We start from the raw sequence: 18,076 nt of genomic DNA, 5'->3' as shown, positions 1-18,076 counted from the left end.
CAACATGGATAATCTTCTTGGTCTGGTAGTTCATGACATCCAATATTGAGACAGCTAACTTTACCAGCAAAAAACTTTGTAACTCGTCTTTATATCCGAAAATTGTTTCCTCAATATAGTACATTAGAACTATATCTTGAGCTAAAATCTGCTTTTTGACACTCACAAAATGTATAATCAGCTTGAGGATTATTCTCTAGCAAGGTACGTCCTATTTCAATATTAGCTTGATCTATATCTGTATATACTACTTTTGACTGTGATGCTGCTTCATGAACATTGCCACAAGTTGGTAGCCCCGCACCAAAAACCACAAACTGGTTGATTCCTTGAGATTCAATATAACGCGATACTTTTCCGATATATGCTCTAAGTTCTTGGAATACTTCTGGACTTTTGGGGTATACTTGCTCAAATACTTTGGCTGCTTCTTCATCCACAGGAAAGTGATGAGAACCTCCTAACCAATAATCAATAATTCTTGCTGTGTTCGCAACTGAGGGAACTTCCATTTTCAAAACACCTTGAATTAAATTTCCTATCCTTAGTTATATTAGAACCCATATATTGCGCGGAAACTAATGCGCTACTTTCTCAAGTTGTTCTATTAACTTAGAGTGAATATCAACCTGTTTCATAAAACTTGTCAATTTACTTCTTGAACTTGGGGTCAATCCCATACTCCCGTTCCACCGCCGCTAACAGTTTTGCTTGCAATGCCGACAAATACGGTTTAGCCTGTTTCCCCAATCCCTGTAATAACCAATCAACCGCCTCATCCCGTCCGGCTACCTCATGCAGCCGCCGCAGCCTTTCGCATAGCTGCTGCAAAAATCGGCAATCCTCCTCCAGTAATTCCAATAATTTCAGGTGTTCTACTTTTGCTGTATAGTCGCCGTCCCACCATTTGATTGTGCAACTATATTCACCAACATGAGTAACCACACCCCAGTAACCACTTTTGCCCCGCAAGTCGGGGTTATCCTTGGGTTGAAGTGTGCAGATTTCACCTACTCGGTAGGGGTCGCTATTACACCAAGAGCGATCGCATGGGAGCAATTTGACCTAATTCCTACTTCAGCTAGATAGCAGATTGCACAACTTTCGTCTTATCTTCATCTGTGCATATAGTTATACCGTCATTCGTCATATGCTCAAATTGCTCAATTTAACAATGCCTTCCATAGGTGCAGCGTTTGTCAGCATTGCCGCTATAGCACCATCTTACGCTGCCTTATTACAATTTAATACAGATGCTGGCAGTTTTCGCTTGGATACTCGTACTGGCGAAGTTTTTTCTAATTTTGACCCTGACAATGATTTCTTTAAACTTTTAAGCTTTTCTGGTGGAGCTAGCTTTCAATCTGGTAGTGGAACTATCAATGTTAATTCTGAGACTTGTTCTGGTGGCATTGATATTATCGATTCCCAAACAGGAGAACCTCAATACCTTTGTTATGCTAGTGGCTACGAACGTATTCAACTTTTCCTACAATTTCAGATGCTGTTGGCGAAGTCAAAAAACGCTCCTGTTTGGGTCAGTCAATTCAGCAATAAAACGATTGAGAGCTTTTTGAACAGCTTTGTATCCAGGGGCTTGCTTGCCTAATTTCAAGTCAAGCAAAATGCGATCGCGTAAAAGCTCAAGTTCTACTTGGGAGAAAGTAATTGCTGTTCGCTCCATCAATGCAACATTCTTTTGAGTGAGATTTTGTATTTCTAGTTTGAGTAATTCTATTTCTTCCTCATACCGTGTATTACTCGGTAGAGACTCCATGTTTTGCCGTGTATTACTTGGACACCCCGTGTTTGGTAGAGCATTTTCACGAATGATCTGTTCTAAATAGTCAGCCCTAGTAAGACCTAAGCATTCAGATGTAATGCCCAAAGTAACCCAAGTGGAATCAGTTAGTCTGAGTGAGCGAACTAAACGGTAGTCTTCGTTTTTCAACGCAAACTTCCCCTGGATATCCCGTTTCATAACTGATGCCCCATGTATTACACCGCAATTTTAGCTCATTATGCAGCAGAACCTTATGGTTGTATTACATGGAAAAGGATGAGCTTAATAGATATTCTTGGTAATCTAGATTGAAAGCTCTTGTTTCAAGCTGGAGCTAAAGCAGCAAATCGAGAAATCCTGGTTTTTGCATGAGTTCGACCATGTAGCCAAGAGACCATACGTACCACATTGAGAGCTACGGCGCTCAGCAAGTGCTGGAGTCGAACTTTAACTAAACCAATGTAGCGAGCTTGCCGCAACCCCAAAGTGACAATTCCTTGAGATAGCGTCCCCTCAACTCCTGCTCTGGTGTCATAGAGCTTTTTCCAGTCAGTGGAAAGTTGTTGTTGTCGCACGGTTTGCAGTGCTTGGTATTCAGCTTTTGGACGTAGTGTCAGTTCTCTTGGCTCAGTTTTTGAGCGAGTGCATAAAGCACGGGCGTTGCAAAGTCGGCAAGTTTTGCGAGGAAATCTCACATTAATCACTGCATTGCCCCATTTATCCTGAGTCGGTACCCACTTTTTGGTACTTTTTTTACCTTGAGGACAAGTCACCCGTTTTGTATTCCAGTTCACGGTAAACTGGCTGATGTCGTAACCGCCTGGAGTTTTAGCTTGCCAACTACCATTCGGGCGGACTGGCCCAACTAAATCTATTCGATAACGCTTACGACTGGTGACGATAAGATTACTATCGATATAGCCAGCATCAACAATGTGTTGACTGGGGAGCAGGTCTTTGGCGGCCAATGCCTCGTGGATAAGTGCAGTCTGGGTAACATCTGAAACCTGAGCTTGAGTGGTAATGGCATGAGTGATTAAATGGACTTGGTTCTCATCACAAGTTTCCGTCAGATGCACTTTATACCCAGTCCAAGTCACACTCCGTTTATTACCAAAGCGAGCATCGATGTCATAAGGAGAGTCAAAACGACTACCAGAAGGAGCTAAGTCGCTCGCAGCCCGCAATCTTACTTGCTCATTCTCCACATAATATTGATGTATCCAAGTCTGTCGCAAAATTTCGACTGCTGGTACAAGCCTGAGCCAATCTGGGACATCTTCTGCCCACACAGATATCAGTAATTGCATACCATCTGTGCCAATCATCTCAGCATATTCTTTACGAGCAGCAATGCCTTTGGGTAGGCGATACTCTTCTATGGCACGACCGTAGCGTTCAAACCATTCCTCTGGCACCCATGAACGTAACCAGTCTGGCGCAACTGTAGCTAGGTCATTGAGGGCTGCACGTAGGGTTTCACCTACCCCTTCTAGTCGGTTCAAGTTGCGAATAGCAGCCAGCACATGAGTAGAGTCCGTGCGCTGTTTTCCTCTTTCTTTGAGCCATCCGCGCTCTTTGAATTGCTTGAGTAAAGTGTCTAGCAGTTGTTGCTCTGCACCACCAGTTATCAATCGGGTGCGAAATTCACATAATACAGAGAAGTCAAACCCTGGGTCAGTCAATTCCAACCCCAAAACATATTTCCAATCAATCCTACTACGGACAGCTTCAGCAGCTTGTCGATCTGGCAAATCCTCAATAAATTGCAACACACAGATTAATGCCAGTCGCCAAGGTGTAACTGTTGGTTGACCATGAGTGGGATACAAGGCGGTAAAGTCACTATCACTGTAAAGTGTGCCAATTTCATCTCGCAGCGTGAGATAAAGGTTTCCTTTGGGGAAGGCAGCACGGGCGACACGAACTGTTTCCTCTGGCACAGGACTGATGGGTTGTGGTTTTAGTGACATATCCCTTGCGCTCCTGGGTATATATAGTGCCAATCTTAGAGTGACACTCTACGGAATTCCTGTCTACTTTTGACTTCGCCAACAGCATCAATTTCAAGGTGCAAATTTAACTCCTCAACTTAGTAGTGATCCGGCCCTCTACGAAGCTTCTTTTGTGAGAGGAGCTTTCACGGGTGATATTCCTTTTAGTCCAGTTGTAGGCAGTTTTCAAGTTTATTCTATTTTTGATACTAATTATCTCTTCCCAATTACTACTTTGCAAGTCCAAACAATCACTGTGACTGAAAACAAGACTACATCTGTGATGTTGGCATTTGCTTTAGCTAGCGCTCCTTTGTTACTTAAAAGTCAACGCCATAGGGGGAAACACAAGTAATAACGTTTTATACTATACACTTTAACCTCAGTAACACTACGTCAGTTATGTTTTATTACTCATTTGACATCCTCCCCCGTTTAGAAAACGGGGGATTCCAAGAATCACTTCTTGGGCTTTCTCTTTCCACGACTCGACTTATTTGGAGGAGTTACCTCACCCAAACAGAGGTCGATATCTCCAGAGACTTGAGATCCTGTGTGTCCCACAGTACGTAGTCCTAGTTCAAGTATGTTCCGTGCAGCGTTCCAATCCCTGTCTTGAATATGTCCACAGTGAGGGCAAGCATGAGTTCTTGTACTCAGCGACTTTTTCACTACTTCGCCACAGTTGGAACAATTCTGCGAAGTGTGATGGGGTGGGACTGCAACAGTCACTACACCAAACACTTTGCCGAAATACTCAACCCATTGCCGAAACTGCGTCCACGCTGCATCACTAATCGACTTGGCAAGATGTCTATTCCTGACCATGTTCCGCACCTGCAAATCCTCATAGGCTACCAAGTCGCTAGACTGGACTACGCACCTCGCCAACTTTACGGCGAAGTCTTTACGCTGCCTACTTACTTTAAGGTGTTTTCTACTCAAGCGATTTCTTGCCTTGACTCTGTTGTTAGAACCCTTCTTGGTTTTAGACAATCTGCGTTGCAATCTCTTGAGAGACTTTTCGCTTTTACGCAAGTGTCTAGGGTTCTCAACTGTATTGCCTTCGCTATCGGTCAAGAAATGGTTCAATCCCACATCCAGCCCAATAGTTTTAAGCGTTGGTTCTCGCCTTTCTACTCGCTCTTGGTCAATGCAAAACTGCGCGTAGTACCCATCGGCACGACGCACAACCCGCACCCTCTTGAACTGTTTCAACTGGTAGAAATGCAAGTCACGAGTTCCCCAGAGTTTGAAAGTTCCTGCTTTAAATCCGTCGCTAAAAGTGACATAACGACGGTCACTACTAAGCTTCCAGCCGCTAGTTTTATACTCAACACTCCCATGCGTCTGTTCTTTTTTAAAGCGTGGATAACCTTTCTTCCCGGTTTTGTTTTGCTTGCAATTGTCAAAAAACCGAGCAATTGCACTCCACGCTCTTTCAGCAGAAGCTTGTCGAGCCATAGAGTTGAGTTTGGCAACGAACGGAAAGTTTTCATTGGCAGCAAGGACAGCGCAATAAGCACTCAAATCATACCTGCCGATGTTTTGGTTGTCCATCCAGTACCGGAGGCAAGCATTGCGGACAAAACGAGCAGTTTTAATCGCCTCATCCAGCAATTGATACTGCTCGTTTGTTCCTTCAAGTTTTGTCTCAAATACTAGCATTTTTACGTCAAACTCTCTGACGTAATTATACCATGTTACGACCGAATAAATTCGGTCATTCGCTTATATCCCCCGATTAAAAATACGGGGGCTTTACGCTTCACGGCTCGTAAAGTTACCATTCATCCCTCATCCACTCCAATCCTGTCCGCAACGCCGCCGCCGCACTGTAGTAAATCTTCTGTTCGCCAAATATGCCACCTGAACGGCTGATAATGCGGAACTGCCAGCACTGTCCAGGGGTATAGTAAACGATTAGGACAGTGCCGTTAATGCAGATAACCGTATCAACCTTGATTTCTGCAAGCCGCACACTCGTGACTTCTAGTCATGAGTTAGGCGCTCCATATTTCCATATTTTGTCTTACTATGGTCATGCACATGGTAAGATGAATTATGGAAGTAAAGCACGGTAGAGGTTACGTTTATGCAATGAGTATCATATCGTATGGTGTGTTAAGTATAGGCATAAGGTACTGAAAGATGAAATAGCTGACTTTCTGAAAGAAGTTCTAGTTGAGACGGCAATTCTTTACAAATTCAAGGTTGAGAGTCTTGAGGTAGTAGAAGACCATGTTCATGTTTTAGTGTCTGCAACGCCTCAGCACACCATCCCTAATATAGTCAAAATGCTAAAGGGAATATCAGCTAGGAAATTGTTTTTAAAGTTTCCTCAACTCAAGAAAAAGCTATGGGGAGGTCATCTCTGGAATCCTAGTTATTTTGTAAGTACTGTTTCAGATAATACAGAAGCACAAGTCAAAAAGTACATAGAAAACCAAAATGCAGAGAGCGTTTAAAGTTACACTCATTCCTAATCACAATCAAGAGGTCTTAATCAATAAGAGTATTGGTTGTGCAAGGTTTGTGTATAACCACTTTCTGGCATTAAAGCAAGAGCTATATCAGTCCGAACAGAAAACATTAAACTATAACGCTTGTAGTCAACGTTTAACTTTACTCAAGAAAGAAATTGAATGGTTGAAGGAAGTAGATAAGTTTGCCTTACAGAATTCGCTCAAGAATTTAGAGACAGCATACAAAAACTTTTTTGCTGACTTAAAGAAGGTCAAAGGCAAAAAAGGAGTAGGCTTTCCCAAGTTTAAAAAGAAGCATGGTTGCAAGCAGTCTTACAAGACGAATTTAACAAACGGTAACATCCAGGTAATAGAGAATCGTTTAAAGCTTCCGAAGTTAGGGTGGGTGAAGTTTCATAAGTCCCAAGAAGTTACCGGAAAGCTTATAAACGTTACCATAACTCGGACTTCTTCTGGTAAATATGTTGCTAGTATTCTGTGTGATACAGAGATTGAGAAACATCCCCAAGTTAGTCAAAATATTGGCATAGACTTAGGCATAAAGTCTTATCTCGTTACTAGTAATGGGGAAGTCGTAGATAATCCCAAATATTACCGGACTCAAACTCGTAAATTACGTAAAGCACATAAAAAATTATCCCGCAGTGTAAAAGGCAGTACTAATCGAGTCAAAGCGAAAATCAAGCTGGCTCGTAGCTACGAAAGAATTACCAATCTCAGAGATGACTTTCTGCACAAGCTGTCAACTCGTCTAATCAAAGAAAACAGTATTATCTGTATTGAGGATTTGCGAGTTGCCAACATGGTAAAAAACCATAAATTATCATTGAGTATTTCAGACGCTAGTTGGTCTAAGTTCGTTGCCATGCTTGAATATAAAGCTTTTTGGCATGACAGAATTGTGCAGAAGGTTGGTACGTTTTATCCCTCCTCTCAGACTTGTAATCATTGTGGTTTTATCAACCCTTTGGTCAAAGATTTAAAGTTACGTGAATGGGCTTGTCCTGGTTGTAGTGGTTACAATTTGAGAGACAATAACGCAGCGTTGAACATATTAGGTGAGGGATTGAGATTAATAGCCGCCGTGGGTATCCCGGAGGCTCTAAACGCCTGTGGAGAACTCGTCAGTCCTGGAGCAATTCAGGCAGAGATCGTTGAAGCAGGAATCACGCGACTTCAAGTCGTGTGAGGTTCAAATCGGACATGATCTAACGTGAGGTGTGAGGTATTAGCAATTGTCCATCATTTTTACGAACCTGGCTTACTTAATACGCCTTATGTGAATTAAAAATGCCCTACGGATAGCGAGGGTTTCAGGCTGTCGTTTAGCCAAGATGTTTAGCTATGTTGACGTATTTACGGCTTTCCAAACTCCAACTCACATAAGCTGTTTAATGTCATATCATACAATCTAGCTATACGACAGCTTATCCCGGCTGTACCCCACTAACGTACATTCAGTAGACCGAAAAGTTTGGCGATCACTCTATGATGAATAGCTGTGCCAGTAACTTTTTGCCTCCAAACTGTGCTTTTAAATACTGGTATTGAATAGCTCATTTGGACTCATAACATAAGTAAAGCTAATTAATCAGCCAAAAAGGTAAGAGGAATTCTTGCACCAGAACTATGTTGGTGTTGTGTTGTAGGGAATTTTATAAATGTCATCAGATGGTTACAAGCTTTGGATATTCCATTTGAAATGCCAGCTATTATCCGGGGCAAAAATGGTGGAACTAAACAATTAATTAGAGATAGGCGGAGTTACAAAACCAGTTACACTTTAAACAGCGATAAATATGGTTCAGTAACTTTTAATGTGTGGATAGTTTGCACATATAAAAATGGTAAAAGACGAGAGCATGGACGGGAATTTTTTGTTTATGCTGTCTATAAAGTTAAGTTAACTTTGTCGCTTATACATGATGACTATCGTCTACGTTTCGGGATTGAGAGTAGTTATCGTATGAAAAACCAGTGCCGAATCAAAACTACTATTAAAAATCCTACCATTCGGCTTTTATTTGTAGCTTTGGCATTCTTAATTATTAATGTTTGGATTTATCTGGTATGGCATTTTATTAGCCGTTTAAAAAGAAGCACCAGACAAGTTTTTTCTGATCTATTTACCCTCAAACAGATGCTTGAATTTTTACGCCAAGCCGTAGATCGCAGCTATGGAGTAGCCTGCGAAGTTTATTTACCGTCCGGCTAATTTTGCTTGGTTTTTGGGGTTTTTAATAAGCTAAACTTATCACTTATGCCAAGCAATCCGCTTTTACACTTCTCTCCAAAAACGGTATCACAGGCTACTATTTTTTAGCGATCGCCAAACTTTTCGGTCTACTGACATTCATATTCAATGCCATTTTAACCCGTGCAAAAAGTTGAGGCAGATATTTATAAAATCGCCCATCTCGCAGAAACATTGCATCGATGGTACAGCTACCACAGTGTTCTCCAGGGGGAGGAACTGCAAGCGATAGTACAGATGCGTCTGAAACACCAGCCCAGGGTAAGTGTCCGACAGGAGCTTGCAGTGAATAATTGAGTTCGGATTCATTCAGCCAGTCGCTGCTGATAAAATCGTTTTCGGTTCGAGCAACTTTGAGTTTCCAACCGACTCGATCGCGAAAGGTATTGGCGGCAGTTTCGGAATTGTTCGGATGAGATGCTATTACCTTTTGCCAAATCTTTGCTTGGACACTGAGTCCAAACCTTCCATCACTAGCTACTAACCAAGCTCGATCAATCTCTTGAATTAAATCTAGAGGTATGGTGGCAGCGTTAAGTCCAAAGAGATCTTTTTGAGGTGATAAGAGACGGCGGGTTTCTTGATCGGCAGCACTCCAGTTTTTAGACTTGAGGAACTGCTGGAGTTGTTCTGTTGCTTTGGTTGTGCTTGTTCCACTACCAGGAGAATTTTTAGTTGCCATATGTCGCTCTAACAAATTAATGATTTGGGTTTTATTAAGTTGTCGAGCTAGGTCTAGAGCAGTCTTACCTTGCTTATCTTTGAGGTCAACCCTAGCATTTTTACTGAGAAATAGTGTTACTAATTCCGAACCAAAGAAACTTTGTTCCTCCAATACTGCTTGGTGCAGAGGTGTTCTTCCTAAATTATCTTGAACATTTAAATCTGCATTAGCCGCAACCAGTTGTCGAGCCACTTCCAGGTTAACATCGTACAGAGGAGTCTTACCTTGAGCATCTCGTAGGTTAACTTGCGCTTTTCGAGCCAATAGCAATTTCACTAGAGCGGGTTGGAAACGATGAATGTGGAGTGGAGTTTGCCCCTGACGATTGCGTAAATTAACATTAACTCCCCTATCGAGCAGGAGTTTTAGTACTGCTGGTTCCAAACTGCTGGAGTGAATCACAGCCCCTTCACGATTTTGGATAGTTAGATCAGCACCTGCTTGGATTAGTTTTTTGGCGACTTCTAAATTTGATGCTCCATAGTGTAGTGGTGTCCAGTTCTGAGTGCTACGAGCATTTACATCCCCACCACGACTAATTAATAGCTCCGTGATATCAGCTTTTCCGGAATTAGCAGCAAAATGTAGCGGTGTCATTTGCTCTTGATTTCTAGCATTAACCTTAGCACCCCGATCTATCAAAAGTTTGATTACATAAGCGGTTTTCTGTCCAAAAAGATTATGGAGTGGGGTATTACCATTTTGGTTGCCGACATTCACTTTTGCTCCTCTACTCAGAAGTAATCGCGCATTTTTCTCAGATTTTCCTAAATAATGTAGGGGAGTATCTCCTTTCCCATCCTTGGCATTTACATTTACCCCAGTTTGGATTAAACGCTGAGACAGTTCTTCGTCTGTGGATAGTAAAAAGTTGAGCGGTAGCCACTTTTCACCAAAGATATCGCAGGGTTGATTCAAATTACCTCCTTCGGCAATGGCCTTACCTAAAGCTACTGATAAATCGGGAGCAGCACCGAAGGGACTAAATTTTTCCGATAATACTTTGCAAAAAGGAGAGATGGAATTAGAGGTTTTCTTTGGTATCTTAGATTCAACAGCAAATGGTATCATTACCATTGTTCCCAAAGTAGTAAGGGAAATCAGAAAAATTGTATTGAAGAGATAAAGAGATGATTTATAGTTAAATTTTGTCATTATGATGTGATTTCCTTATTACCTCTAAAAGATTTATAAATAATTAATGCAGCTATTCCCCAAACTCCGATTCTGAAGAAAACAGAGAACGTAAATCAGACCTTATTAAACGATTCGATACAATTTTCTGTAATCTCTCCATTTTGATAATATCGAAGCAAATATCAACATTGCGATAGAAATTGCTTTTATATTTTTACTCATACAAAGTATTAATAGAGCAAAGTGAATTACATAATGAATAAGACTCTTAGTTTAATAATTTAGTTGCCAACTTATAAATATTCGTGTCTACCATGTGATACGCCCAGTTTGTTAGCGGGGTGTAGATGATTACATCAGTTGCTTGGCAAGCTTCGCAGCCCGACTCTAATTGTTGATTAAATAGCTTTTCGCTCACGAAAGGAATTAGAGTTTTTTAAAATAACGCGACCTCCGACCATTTCAATCCGCTATTCCTACTACTTTTAATTTGTAGCATTGGGTTGAGTCGATGGGAGGTATTATCATCCGCACCTCTCAGTTAAATCTGGACGTGAAACTTTCATTTCATCCAGCTTCCGATGTTCTTAGGGGTTAGTTACCTTCTATCTTTGTTCCCTATCACCTAATTACGGGATTTCACGCTAGGGAATTGGATAAATTTCACTTCCTCTTTTGCTCATGTGGATGTAATCGTGACAACTTTCATGTACTACTATCAGGTTTGAATCCTTCCAGTTATTATGATTATTGTCTATGTGGTGTAGGTGTACCCTCTCATCTGAGAGCATACTTAATCCACAGTATCCACAGGTATGATGCTGCTTTTGTAATAGTTTTGAGGTTCTGCCGTCGTATAATTTACTGTTTCTTTTGCTCCAGTAAGTTAAGTCTCCATCAAAGGGCGATTTATTACCTTTGACTTTGATATGGGCGTTTTCGGAGTAAGGAACCGTGGGGAATGCCTCTTGTGTGAGTTTTTCGGCTGAGTGCCTATCCTGTTTGGTTTCTTTGTTGAATACTCTAAAAGCTCTATCTCTGGTGTGCCATAGTCTGAAACGTGACCCATCCATTTTGCAGAACTTATGATATTGTCTCCATCCTCTAACTATTGGCGCAAGTTTTTCGGCTTTCACCTTAGCACCATAATTCGAGCAGTTGACGATTTTCTTAACTTTCTTACGGAATGCTTTGTAGTTTTCCTCTGAGGGAACACATCTAAACTTTCCGTTTTGCTGTACATAGAAATTCCAGCCTAGAAAGTCAAATCCATCTGTCGAGGCGGTTAGCTTGGTCTTTTTCTCGCTGATCTTTAGTCCTCTTTGTGCTAGGAATTGGCTGATTTTCTCAAGTATTTCTTCTGCATCGTCTTCTGGTCTTAAGAAGAACACCATATCATCGGCGTATCTTACACAAGCTTTCTTGATGTTCCTTTCCGGTGTACTTGGTGTTATTTTCTTATAATTGCAGTCGTGGTATTGGTGTAAATCCTCGATACCATTTAAGGCGATGTTTGCTAATAATGGACTTACCACACCACCTTGAGGTGTTCCTTGTTCGGGAAATTCTGGGTTTATTCCTGCCTTTAATGCTCGGAATATTCCCTGTTTTAGCCCTTGTGGGGCGATAAGGTTGGACATTATGGTGGAGTGATTTATCCTATCGAAGCATTTTTCTATGTCAAGCTCAAGGATTCTCTTGTTGATGCCTCCTTTACTGGATGCTAGATAGTTGGCTATCTGACTTTGGGCATCATGGGTAGAGCGTCCGGGTCTAAATCCATAGCTATGTTCATGGAAAGTTGCTTCGTGTGCTGGCTCTAGTGCATATTTCGCTAGGCATTGGTTAGAGTCGATGGGCGGTATTATCCGCCGCACCTCTCTGTTAAATCTGGGCGTGCGACTTTCGCCGCACCCAGCTTCCGATATTCTTAGGGTGTTACCCTTTTGCCCATGTGGATATAATCGTGGCACGACTCATGCACAACAATCAGGTTTTTGGGTTTCCGATTTTTGTGGTTTCCATCTATATGGTGTAAGTGTACTCGTTCTTCACTTGTACACTTTAAGCCACAGTATCCACACGTATGGTTTTGCTTTTTAATAGTTTTAGAGGTTTCCCCGTCATAGAGCTTGCTATTGCGTTCGCTCCAGTACGTTAAGTCTCCGTCGTAAGGTGATTTATCACCTTTGACCATGACATAGGAGTTTTGGAAGCAAGGAACTTTTGGGAATGCCTTTTGTGCAAGTTTTATACTTGATTCGTGGTCGTTCTTCGTTTCCTTGTTAAATACCGTATGTGTCCGTTTACTAAGGAACCAAAGTGAGAACCTTGACCCTGACATATCACAGAACCTATGGTAATTTCTCCATCCTCTAACTATTGGTGCGAGCTTTTCGGCTTTTACAGACGAACCATAATTCGAGCAATTAACGATAGCTTTTACCTTCTGACGAAACTTTTTAAAATTCTCCTCTGAGGGAGTGCAGTTAAATTTTCCGTTGCTTTGCACAATGATGTGCCAGCCAAGGAAGTCAAAACCATCTGTCGTAGCGGTTATCTTGGTTTTCTTAGCACTTACCTTCATTCCCCGTGCGTTTAGAAAATCCTCAATTTTGGCAAGTATCTCATTAGCATCGTCTTGAGGTCTAAGCACTATTACCATATCGTCGGCATACCGAACAGATGGGTATCTAATGTCTGATTCCGGGGTTTTGTTAGTGATTCTTTGATTATCTTTATGATATCTGTGAATACTTTCAATCCCATTGAGAGCGATGTTGGCTAATAATGGACTTACCACTCCACCTTGGGGCGTTCCCTGTTCTGGAAATTCTGGATTTATCCCTGCTTTTAAGCATCGGTAGATACCAAGTTTGATACCTTTTGGGGCTATCAAATTTTCCATGATGGTTGAGTGGTTTATCCTGTCGAAGCACTTTTCGATATCAAGCTCGATTACTCGCTTAGATATTCTTTTTGCTTTGGAACTTAAGTTAGAAAACAGGAATTGTTGGGCATCATGTGCCGCACGTCCAGTCCTAAAACCGTAGCTCCGAGCGTGGAAGGTTGCTTCGTGTGCTGGTTCTAAAGCGTATTTGGCGAGGCATTGCCAACACCTATCCGCGATAGTTGGAATTTTAAGCATCCTGGTAGTCCCGTCCTTTTTAGGAATTGGGATTTCCCGTAGTTCTTGATGATGCCAGTTTCCACTTGATTGTTTTAGCGTAATTTCTAACTCGAAACGCCCATTAAAATCTAGGGATTTAACACCATCAATACCTGCCGTTTTCTTACCAGCATTTAGTTGAGATATTTGACGAATTGCCAAAAATCTGCCCGCTTTCGATTTCAGAATAAGTTTTTGCAAAAACCGAGCTTTCCGCTTGTTTCCTGCTTGAACTGCTTTGAACACTCGTCGTTGTAGGCGAAATAAATCCCTGCGAAATTTCTTCCACGGTAGATTCTTCCAAGATTCACTAGCTTTTACACTGTGCCTAATCATGCTCTTCTCCGCTAAGTGTTTTTCTGAATACCTTGCAGCAATTACGCTGCATCCTACCCAGCTTGAGAGATTTCCGTGTCTCACCTCACCTACATGGAAAATCGACGTATCCATGACTCTCAAATCGTTTTTATTCGTTCCCTCAGATGATTACTTGTTCCTTTAGGTGTAGCCACTTTAACCATCAGAAACCCAAGATTCTTGCAGCTATTGCCTGGTTATGCTGCGGGTTTAAACTCTGATAAAGTCAGGCTTTTAATGTTTATGCCCTGCTTGACAGTGGGTTACTTTTTTAGGCTCTGTTTCACCGTAGGAACTCCCTATTAGCACCAGTGTCAGCCCATAACAGCCGTCTGATTGCGCCCTGTTCCCAGCTTCACCCTGTAAGAATTGAGCTTACTCAGTGTGGGCAGATAAGGAGTCACGCTTGAATCTAGCGGGAAGGACTTGCACCTTCATCAATTTGAGAGTTCAACCGTAATTTTAATTACAGTTGGCTTAGTTATGTACGGACTTTATACCGTGATTCACTAAACAACGAATCGCACCCAAGCTCTATCCGCAATAGTGGGAATCTTGAGGTATCTGATGGAACCATCTTTCTTGGGAATTGGTATCATCCTGAGTTTGTTGTGATACCAATCTTGCTGTCTTAACAGCACTTCGAGGTTAAATCTCTCCTCATGAGTTAAGGCAGTTTTACCATCAATACCAGCAGTGTTTTTACCAGCGTTTAGCTGAGTTACTTGACGAATCGCCAGAAACCTAGCTGCTTTGGATTTCAGAATCAGCTTTTGTAGTGACCTAGCTTTGCGCTTGTCTCCTACTCGAACAGCTTTAAACACTCTCTTTTGTAAGCGGAAAAGGTTCGCCCGAAATTTCTTCCAGGGTAGTGATTTCCAAAGTTCACTAGCTTTGGCGCTGTGTCTAACCATGCTTTACTCCCAGATCGCGTTTTCTGAACACCTCAGAGCAGTTACGCTCTGTCCTACCCGCTATAGAGGAATTCTGTATCTCGTCATACTTACCAGGGATTCGACCTTCCCCTAGACCTCTATGGCGTTTTTATTCGTTCCGTTCTTTTGATTGATTTGATGGTTTAGAGCAGTCCACTTTGCCTATCTTCTCCCCTTGAGGTATTGCAGCTAATATACAGTTTTGCTGCGGGAATATAGAAGATGAAGTCTGCATTTTGATTCCAGGTTGCAGCTTAACGTTAAGACACTTTTCTAGGACTTGTTTACTCATGCCATCTCCCCGTTAACGCCAGTGTTGTTACCTGCTTGTTTTACAACTGATTGCGTCCTGTTCCCAGCTTCAGCCTCCATAATTCCGAGTATGGTCACTGTGGGCAGGTAGGGAGTCACTTGACCTCTTCAAGGGTAGGGCTTGCCGTTCTATGTTACTTAGCTCACCTACATCAAAAGAACAGTTATACATTTTGAAAGTAGCTTTCAAAATATACCTTGCTCATACCCTTCTATTTTCTAGAAGCTCTTAGCAAGAACGAACCGCACCTGCATCACTTCTGTTGCCTCCAAATCAAGTTATACTCCTTTTCCACCGCCGCCAACAGCTTCGCCTGCAATGCAGACAAATACGGTTTAGACTGTTTCCCCAATCCTTGCAACAGCCAATCTACTGCCTCATCCCGCACGGCTACCTCATGCAACCGCCGCAGTCTTTCGCATAGCTGCTGCATGAATTTACAATCATCTTCTAGTAATTCCAGAGATTTCAAATGCTCAACTTTGGCTGTATAGTCGCCATCCCAGCACTTGACTGTGCAACTATACTCACCTACATGAGTTACTACACCCCAGTAGCCACTTTTGCCCCTCAAGTCGGGGTTGTCTTTAGGATGCAGAACGCAAATTTCACCTACTTGGTAGGGATTGGGTACAGAAGTGCGATCGCGTATCCGGTCTATAACATCCTGAACTATTCGACCAGATGGGGTTTTACCTTTCGCTTCTTGGACTGCTTGCCGCCATACTTTAGCCTGAACTTTCGGTTCTAACTCGGCCTTAGCCAAAGAACGCAATTGGCGCTCATTGGTCGGCATTGGTATCTGCCGACCATTGGTCGGCAAATGTTTCTGAATATTCTCATATACATTCGTCGCTGACATCTTCAAGTATGCAGCATCACGGCTATATCCAAAGCGATCGCGGCAATATTCCTCAAATGTTTTGTGCGTATTTCGATACAGCCGGCGATCGCGCAATTCCATTAACGCTTTCCCCGCTTCCACAAACGCTCTCTCTACCTTGCGCTCCAAGTTCAGGCGATCGCGCTGTTCCTCCTCGGTCATCTCTGGCACTTCGACCGCCTCTATATCAACAGTGACTGCGCTAGGATTTTCCGCCTCTTGTGCTGGCTTTAGTGCTGGCTTTGGTTTATCGGTAGTTGTAGGCGTGAGTCTTTTGCGCTTGCTGGGAGGTTGGTTCATGCTACCACCTCCAGACTGAAGGTGGTTGAACAGCTATTTACTTGTATCATCATAGTAGAAACGTTTTCATATATCCCCATCCTTTTTTTAGGTTGGGGTTTTTCATTTGATTCTTATATATTTGCATTTCTTCTGACTATGGGTAAACATAAGAAAAAGCAAAAGAATGTCCCCCCGTGGTTAGCGCACGAGAATCTGTTTATCCCTAAAACTAGCCAGCAGATAACTACAGATGCAGGCTGGGAAAAAATATCATTTGATGATGCGACTCAATTTTTTAGCACCCAAAGCATTCAAGATTGGCGTGAATCGTTTGTTGAAAGTCTTGATGATATCTCTGATTTAATATCCGCACAGGGTGTAGATATTGATTTGGAAGATGAAGTTGCTGTGGATAAGTTTTTAGATAACTACAAGCCTCAACAATTCAATGTAGTTGTAGCAAAAGCTGTCTATGATATTCATTCTTGGGTACGAATACTCACAATTTCTACTCCTGAAGATGAAGAATACTACTTTCACAACCATGAGATTGAGGCAATTCGTTTAGGCATTGGGTTACGAAGACATTTAAACTTAGACATCCCAGTAATTAATGACTGTCAGAATGCTGTGAGATATCTGCAAGGTAAATACCCGAACATCGGTTGGCAACCAAGGAATTGTGTTTCGGTTGCTCATCGCCTGAAAATTGCTCAAGCTACTAAGGTCTACAACGAGCAGGCATGGGACGAGGAGTGGTCAGATATTTCGGATGAAGAAGAAATTTTTGATGGAGCAGTTGATTAAAGTTAAACATTTCAGTAGATTACTGACTAATTCACTTATATCTATGGTAGTAATATTAAGTCCGTTGTGTCTAAGTATAGATTATTTATGTACTATGTATGAGATATGGTCTTACTTATCCCCGCCTCACCTACTGTGACCGGGGTTTTTCATGGCTGTTTATTTCTATGAATCGGCTTTTGTGCTGAATACAACTATCACTCATCATTTATTAACTTTTCTTTCAATCTCATAATGTAGATCAGCCATTATTTTTCTCCTATCTCAAAGCTAAATTCATTTTTCAGTCCAGACTTTCTACCTTTACAAATATGAAACCTATCAAAAAACCCGAATTACGCAGTCTCAAGAAATCTGCCCATTCACAGCCAGTGCAAGAGCCAGAGTCAATAGTTGACACTATCCCTAATGATGAGCCTCTCATTGAGCAGCAACCACCACAGCCACAACTAGATTTAAATGCCCCAACGCCAGAGTATCTTCCTCCTCATTTTCCCGTCCACGATTCTCCTCTAGTGCAGTCTGTAGGCAACTCCGGCTGGCAAGTCTCTGACATCTGGCGCGATCTGCGTGTCGATGGTTTCTGTGACTGATTGTACAGGGCGTTATGCGATCGCTTGAGTATGTGCTAGAGATGCGATGGCGCAAGCGCCCAGCGTAGCTGATCGCTTATCGTCTCTATCTTTCGGTAATTTGTATACAGATTATTATCTAAGTTGACAAGACTGTTAACTTCTTGTGCATACATACTCTACAGCAATTGAAGAAAACTGTTCATTGATTTTCTTTTTCTACTTAAGACATTACTTCCTAAAACGAACAACTTACTATCTGAAAGATACTTTACACATCTGTCTTATATGCACAGTAATATTTAACAGTACTTTTAAGCAAGAGATGATTTTACTTCGATAAGTATAAACATAATATATAGAGCGAAATCTTTGCTTAT

At 41.9% G+C, this 18,076-nt stretch carries 15 protein-coding genes and 3 pseudogenes; 6 read left to right on the top strand and 12 right to left on the bottom strand.

The features are described 5' to 3' along the window. Nucleotides 1-110: 110 nt before the first annotated feature. The 4 genes from ACN222_RS28075 to ACN222_RS28060 all read right to left on the bottom strand — a co-directional run bounded on the left by ACN222_RS28075 (nt 111) and on the right by ACN222_RS28060 (nt 3,756). The gene (locus ACN222_RS28075) at nt 111-512 is read right to left on the bottom strand and encodes an SAM-dependent methyltransferase (RefSeq protein ID WP_010999806.1); all 402 of its coding nucleotides are present in this window, start codon (nt 510-512) and stop codon (nt 111-113) included. Between the two features lie 139 nt (nt 513-651). Further along, a complete protein-coding gene (locus ACN222_RS28070) occupies nt 652-1,059 on the bottom strand; it encodes a hypothetical protein (RefSeq protein WP_084789151.1) in 408 nt (135 codons plus the stop codon). Nucleotides 1,060-1,516: 457 nt separating this feature from the next. Next, nucleotides 1,517-1,981, bottom strand: a complete 465-nt coding sequence (locus ACN222_RS28065) for a hypothetical protein (RefSeq protein WP_010999803.1) — start codon at nt 1,979-1,981, stop codon at nt 1,517-1,519. 125 nt (nt 1,982-2,106) lie between these two features. After that, on the bottom strand, nt 2,107-3,756 hold the full coding sequence (locus tag ACN222_RS28060) for an IS1182 family transposase (protein WP_010999802.1): 1,650 nt from the start codon (nt 3,754-3,756) through the stop codon (nt 2,107-2,109). A 154-nt stretch (nt 3,757-3,910) separates the two neighbouring features. Here ACN222_RS28060 and ACN222_RS28055 point away from each other — a divergent pair, with 154 nt between their 5' ends. Next, complete coding sequence (locus ACN222_RS28055) at nt 3,911-4,132, top strand: hypothetical protein (RefSeq protein WP_010999801.1); 222 nt, start codon at nt 3,911-3,913, stop codon at nt 4,130-4,132. Between the two features lie 104 nt (nt 4,133-4,236). Here the strand turns inward: ACN222_RS28055 and ACN222_RS28050 are convergent, their stop codons facing one another. Then, the gene (locus ACN222_RS28050; RefSeq protein ID WP_010994068.1) at nt 4,237-5,445 is read right to left on the bottom strand and encodes an RNA-guided endonuclease InsQ/TnpB family protein; all 1,209 of its coding nucleotides are present in this window, start codon (nt 5,443-5,445) and stop codon (nt 4,237-4,239) included. Nucleotides 5,446-5,560: 115 nt separating this feature from the next. Continuing rightward, nucleotides 5,561-5,758, bottom strand: coding sequence for a hypothetical protein (locus tag ACN222_RS28045; RefSeq protein ID WP_010999800.1), 198 nt, complete (start codon nt 5,756-5,758; stop codon nt 5,561-5,563). A gap of 83 nt (nt 5,759-5,841) precedes the next feature. Between ACN222_RS28045 and tnpA the strand changes: the two are divergent. The 3 genes and pseudogenes from tnpA to ACN222_RS28030 form a co-directional block, all read left to right on the top strand. Next, nucleotides 5,842-6,245: pseudogene (gene tnpA / locus ACN222_RS28040) on the top strand (IS200/IS605 family transposase). After that, nucleotides 6,229-7,452, top strand: a complete 1,224-nt coding sequence (gene tnpB, locus ACN222_RS28035; RefSeq protein WP_010999798.1) for an IS200/IS605 family element RNA-guided endonuclease TnpB — start codon at nt 6,229-6,231, stop codon at nt 7,450-7,452. The pseudogene tnpA and the gene tnpB overlap by 17 nt, the downstream one beginning before the upstream one ends. 468 nt (nt 7,453-7,920) lie before the next feature. Beyond that, nucleotides 7,921-8,478: pseudogene (locus ACN222_RS28030) on the top strand (ISH3 family transposase); the annotation flags it as partial. Between the two features lie 97 nt (nt 8,479-8,575). Here ACN222_RS28030 and ACN222_RS28025 read toward each other — a convergent pair. The 6 genes and pseudogenes from ACN222_RS28025 to ACN222_RS28000 form a co-directional block, all read right to left on the bottom strand. After that, nucleotides 8,576-10,312: an ankyrin repeat domain-containing protein gene (locus ACN222_RS28025; protein ID WP_011316300.1), complete on the bottom strand. Its 1,737-nt coding sequence runs from the start codon at nt 10,310-10,312 to the stop codon at nt 8,576-8,578. Nucleotides 10,313-11,022: 710 nt separating this feature from the next. Continuing rightward, entirely contained in the window at nt 11,023-12,351 is a 1,329-nt protein-coding gene (locus ACN222_RS28020) for a group II intron reverse transcriptase (RefSeq protein WP_010999795.1), read from the bottom strand. Then, nucleotides 12,309-13,883 carry a reverse transcriptase domain-containing protein gene (locus tag ACN222_RS28015; RefSeq protein ID WP_044523747.1) on the bottom strand — a complete coding sequence of 525 codons (1,575 nt, stop codon included), beginning with the start codon at nt 13,881-13,883 and terminating at the stop codon, nt 12,309-12,311. Before ACN222_RS28015 ends, ACN222_RS28020 begins: the two co-directional genes overlap by 43 nt. A 548-nt stretch (nt 13,884-14,431) precedes the next feature. Continuing rightward, a pseudogene (locus ACN222_RS28010) lies at nt 14,432-14,818 on the bottom strand (reverse transcriptase N-terminal domain-containing protein); the annotation flags it as partial. A 130-nt stretch (nt 14,819-14,948) separates the two neighbouring features. After that, complete coding sequence (locus ACN222_RS28005) at nt 14,949-15,131, bottom strand: hypothetical protein (RefSeq protein WP_044523631.1); 183 nt, start codon at nt 15,129-15,131, stop codon at nt 14,949-14,951. Between the two features lie 274 nt (nt 15,132-15,405). Then, nucleotides 15,406-16,335, bottom strand: coding sequence for a hypothetical protein (locus tag ACN222_RS28000; RefSeq protein ID WP_010999792.1), 930 nt, complete (start codon nt 16,333-16,335; stop codon nt 15,406-15,408). Nucleotides 16,336-16,473: 138 nt separating this feature from the next. Here ACN222_RS28000 and ACN222_RS27995 point away from each other — a divergent pair, with 138 nt between their 5' ends. Both ACN222_RS27995 and ACN222_RS27990 read left to right on the top strand, forming a co-directional pair. Then, the gene (locus ACN222_RS27995; protein ID WP_126987702.1) at nt 16,474-17,124 is read left to right on the top strand and encodes a hypothetical protein; all 651 of its coding nucleotides are present in this window, start codon (nt 16,474-16,476) and stop codon (nt 17,122-17,124) included. A gap of 311 nt (nt 17,125-17,435) precedes the next feature. Beyond that, nucleotides 17,436-17,717 carry a hypothetical protein gene (locus ACN222_RS27990; protein ID WP_010999790.1) on the top strand — a complete coding sequence of 94 codons (282 nt, stop codon included), beginning with the start codon at nt 17,436-17,438 and terminating at the stop codon, nt 17,715-17,717. The last annotated feature ends 359 nt before the right edge of the window (nt 17,718-18,076 follow it).

This window comes from Anabaena sp. FACHB-595 (genome assembly GCF_048568275.1).
Classification (GTDB): domain Bacteria; phylum Cyanobacteriota; class Cyanobacteriia; order Cyanobacteriales; family Nostocaceae; genus Trichormus.
Note: the sequence above shows the minus strand (reverse complement) of the source record. Positions and strands in the feature narration are given on the sequence as shown.

Bases quoted from the DNA above. Each gene is read 5' to 3' on its own strand.
- ACN222_RS27995 (WP_126987702.1), top strand. From the start codon at position 16,474: ATGGGTAAACATAAGAAAAAGCAAAAGAATGTCCCCCCGTGGTTAGCG.
- ACN222_RS28025 (WP_011316300.1), bottom strand. From the start codon at position 10,312: ATGATACCATTTGCTGTTGAATCTAAGATACCAAAGAAAACCTCTAAT.
- ACN222_RS28000 (WP_010999792.1), bottom strand. From the start codon at position 16,335: ATGAACCAACCTCCCAGCAAGCGCAAAAGACTCACGCCTACAACTACC.
- ACN222_RS28065 (WP_010999803.1), bottom strand. From the start codon at position 1,981: ATGAAACGGGATATCCAGGGGAAGTTTGCGTTGAAAAACGAAGACTAC.
- ACN222_RS28015 (WP_044523747.1), bottom strand. From the start codon at position 13,883: ATGATTAGGCACAGTGTAAAAGCTAGTGAATCTTGGAAGAATCTACCG.
- ACN222_RS27990 (WP_010999790.1), top strand. From the start codon at position 17,436: ATGAAACCTATCAAAAAACCCGAATTACGCAGTCTCAAGAAATCTGCC.
- ACN222_RS28060 (WP_010999802.1), bottom strand. From the start codon at position 3,756: ATGTCACTAAAACCACAACCCATCAGTCCTGTGCCAGAGGAAACAGTT.
- ACN222_RS28075 (WP_010999806.1), bottom strand. From the start codon at position 512: ATGGAAGTTCCCTCAGTTGCGAACACAGCAAGAATTATTGATTATTGG.
- ACN222_RS28005 (WP_044523631.1), bottom strand. From the start codon at position 15,131: ATGAGTAAACAAGTCCTAGAAAAGTGTCTTAACGTTAAGCTGCAACCT.
- tnpB (WP_010999798.1), top strand. From the start codon at position 6,229: ATGCAGAGAGCGTTTAAAGTTACACTCATTCCTAATCACAATCAAGAG.
- ACN222_RS28050 (WP_010994068.1), bottom strand. From the start codon at position 5,445: ATGCTAGTATTTGAGACAAAACTTGAAGGAACAAACGAGCAGTATCAA.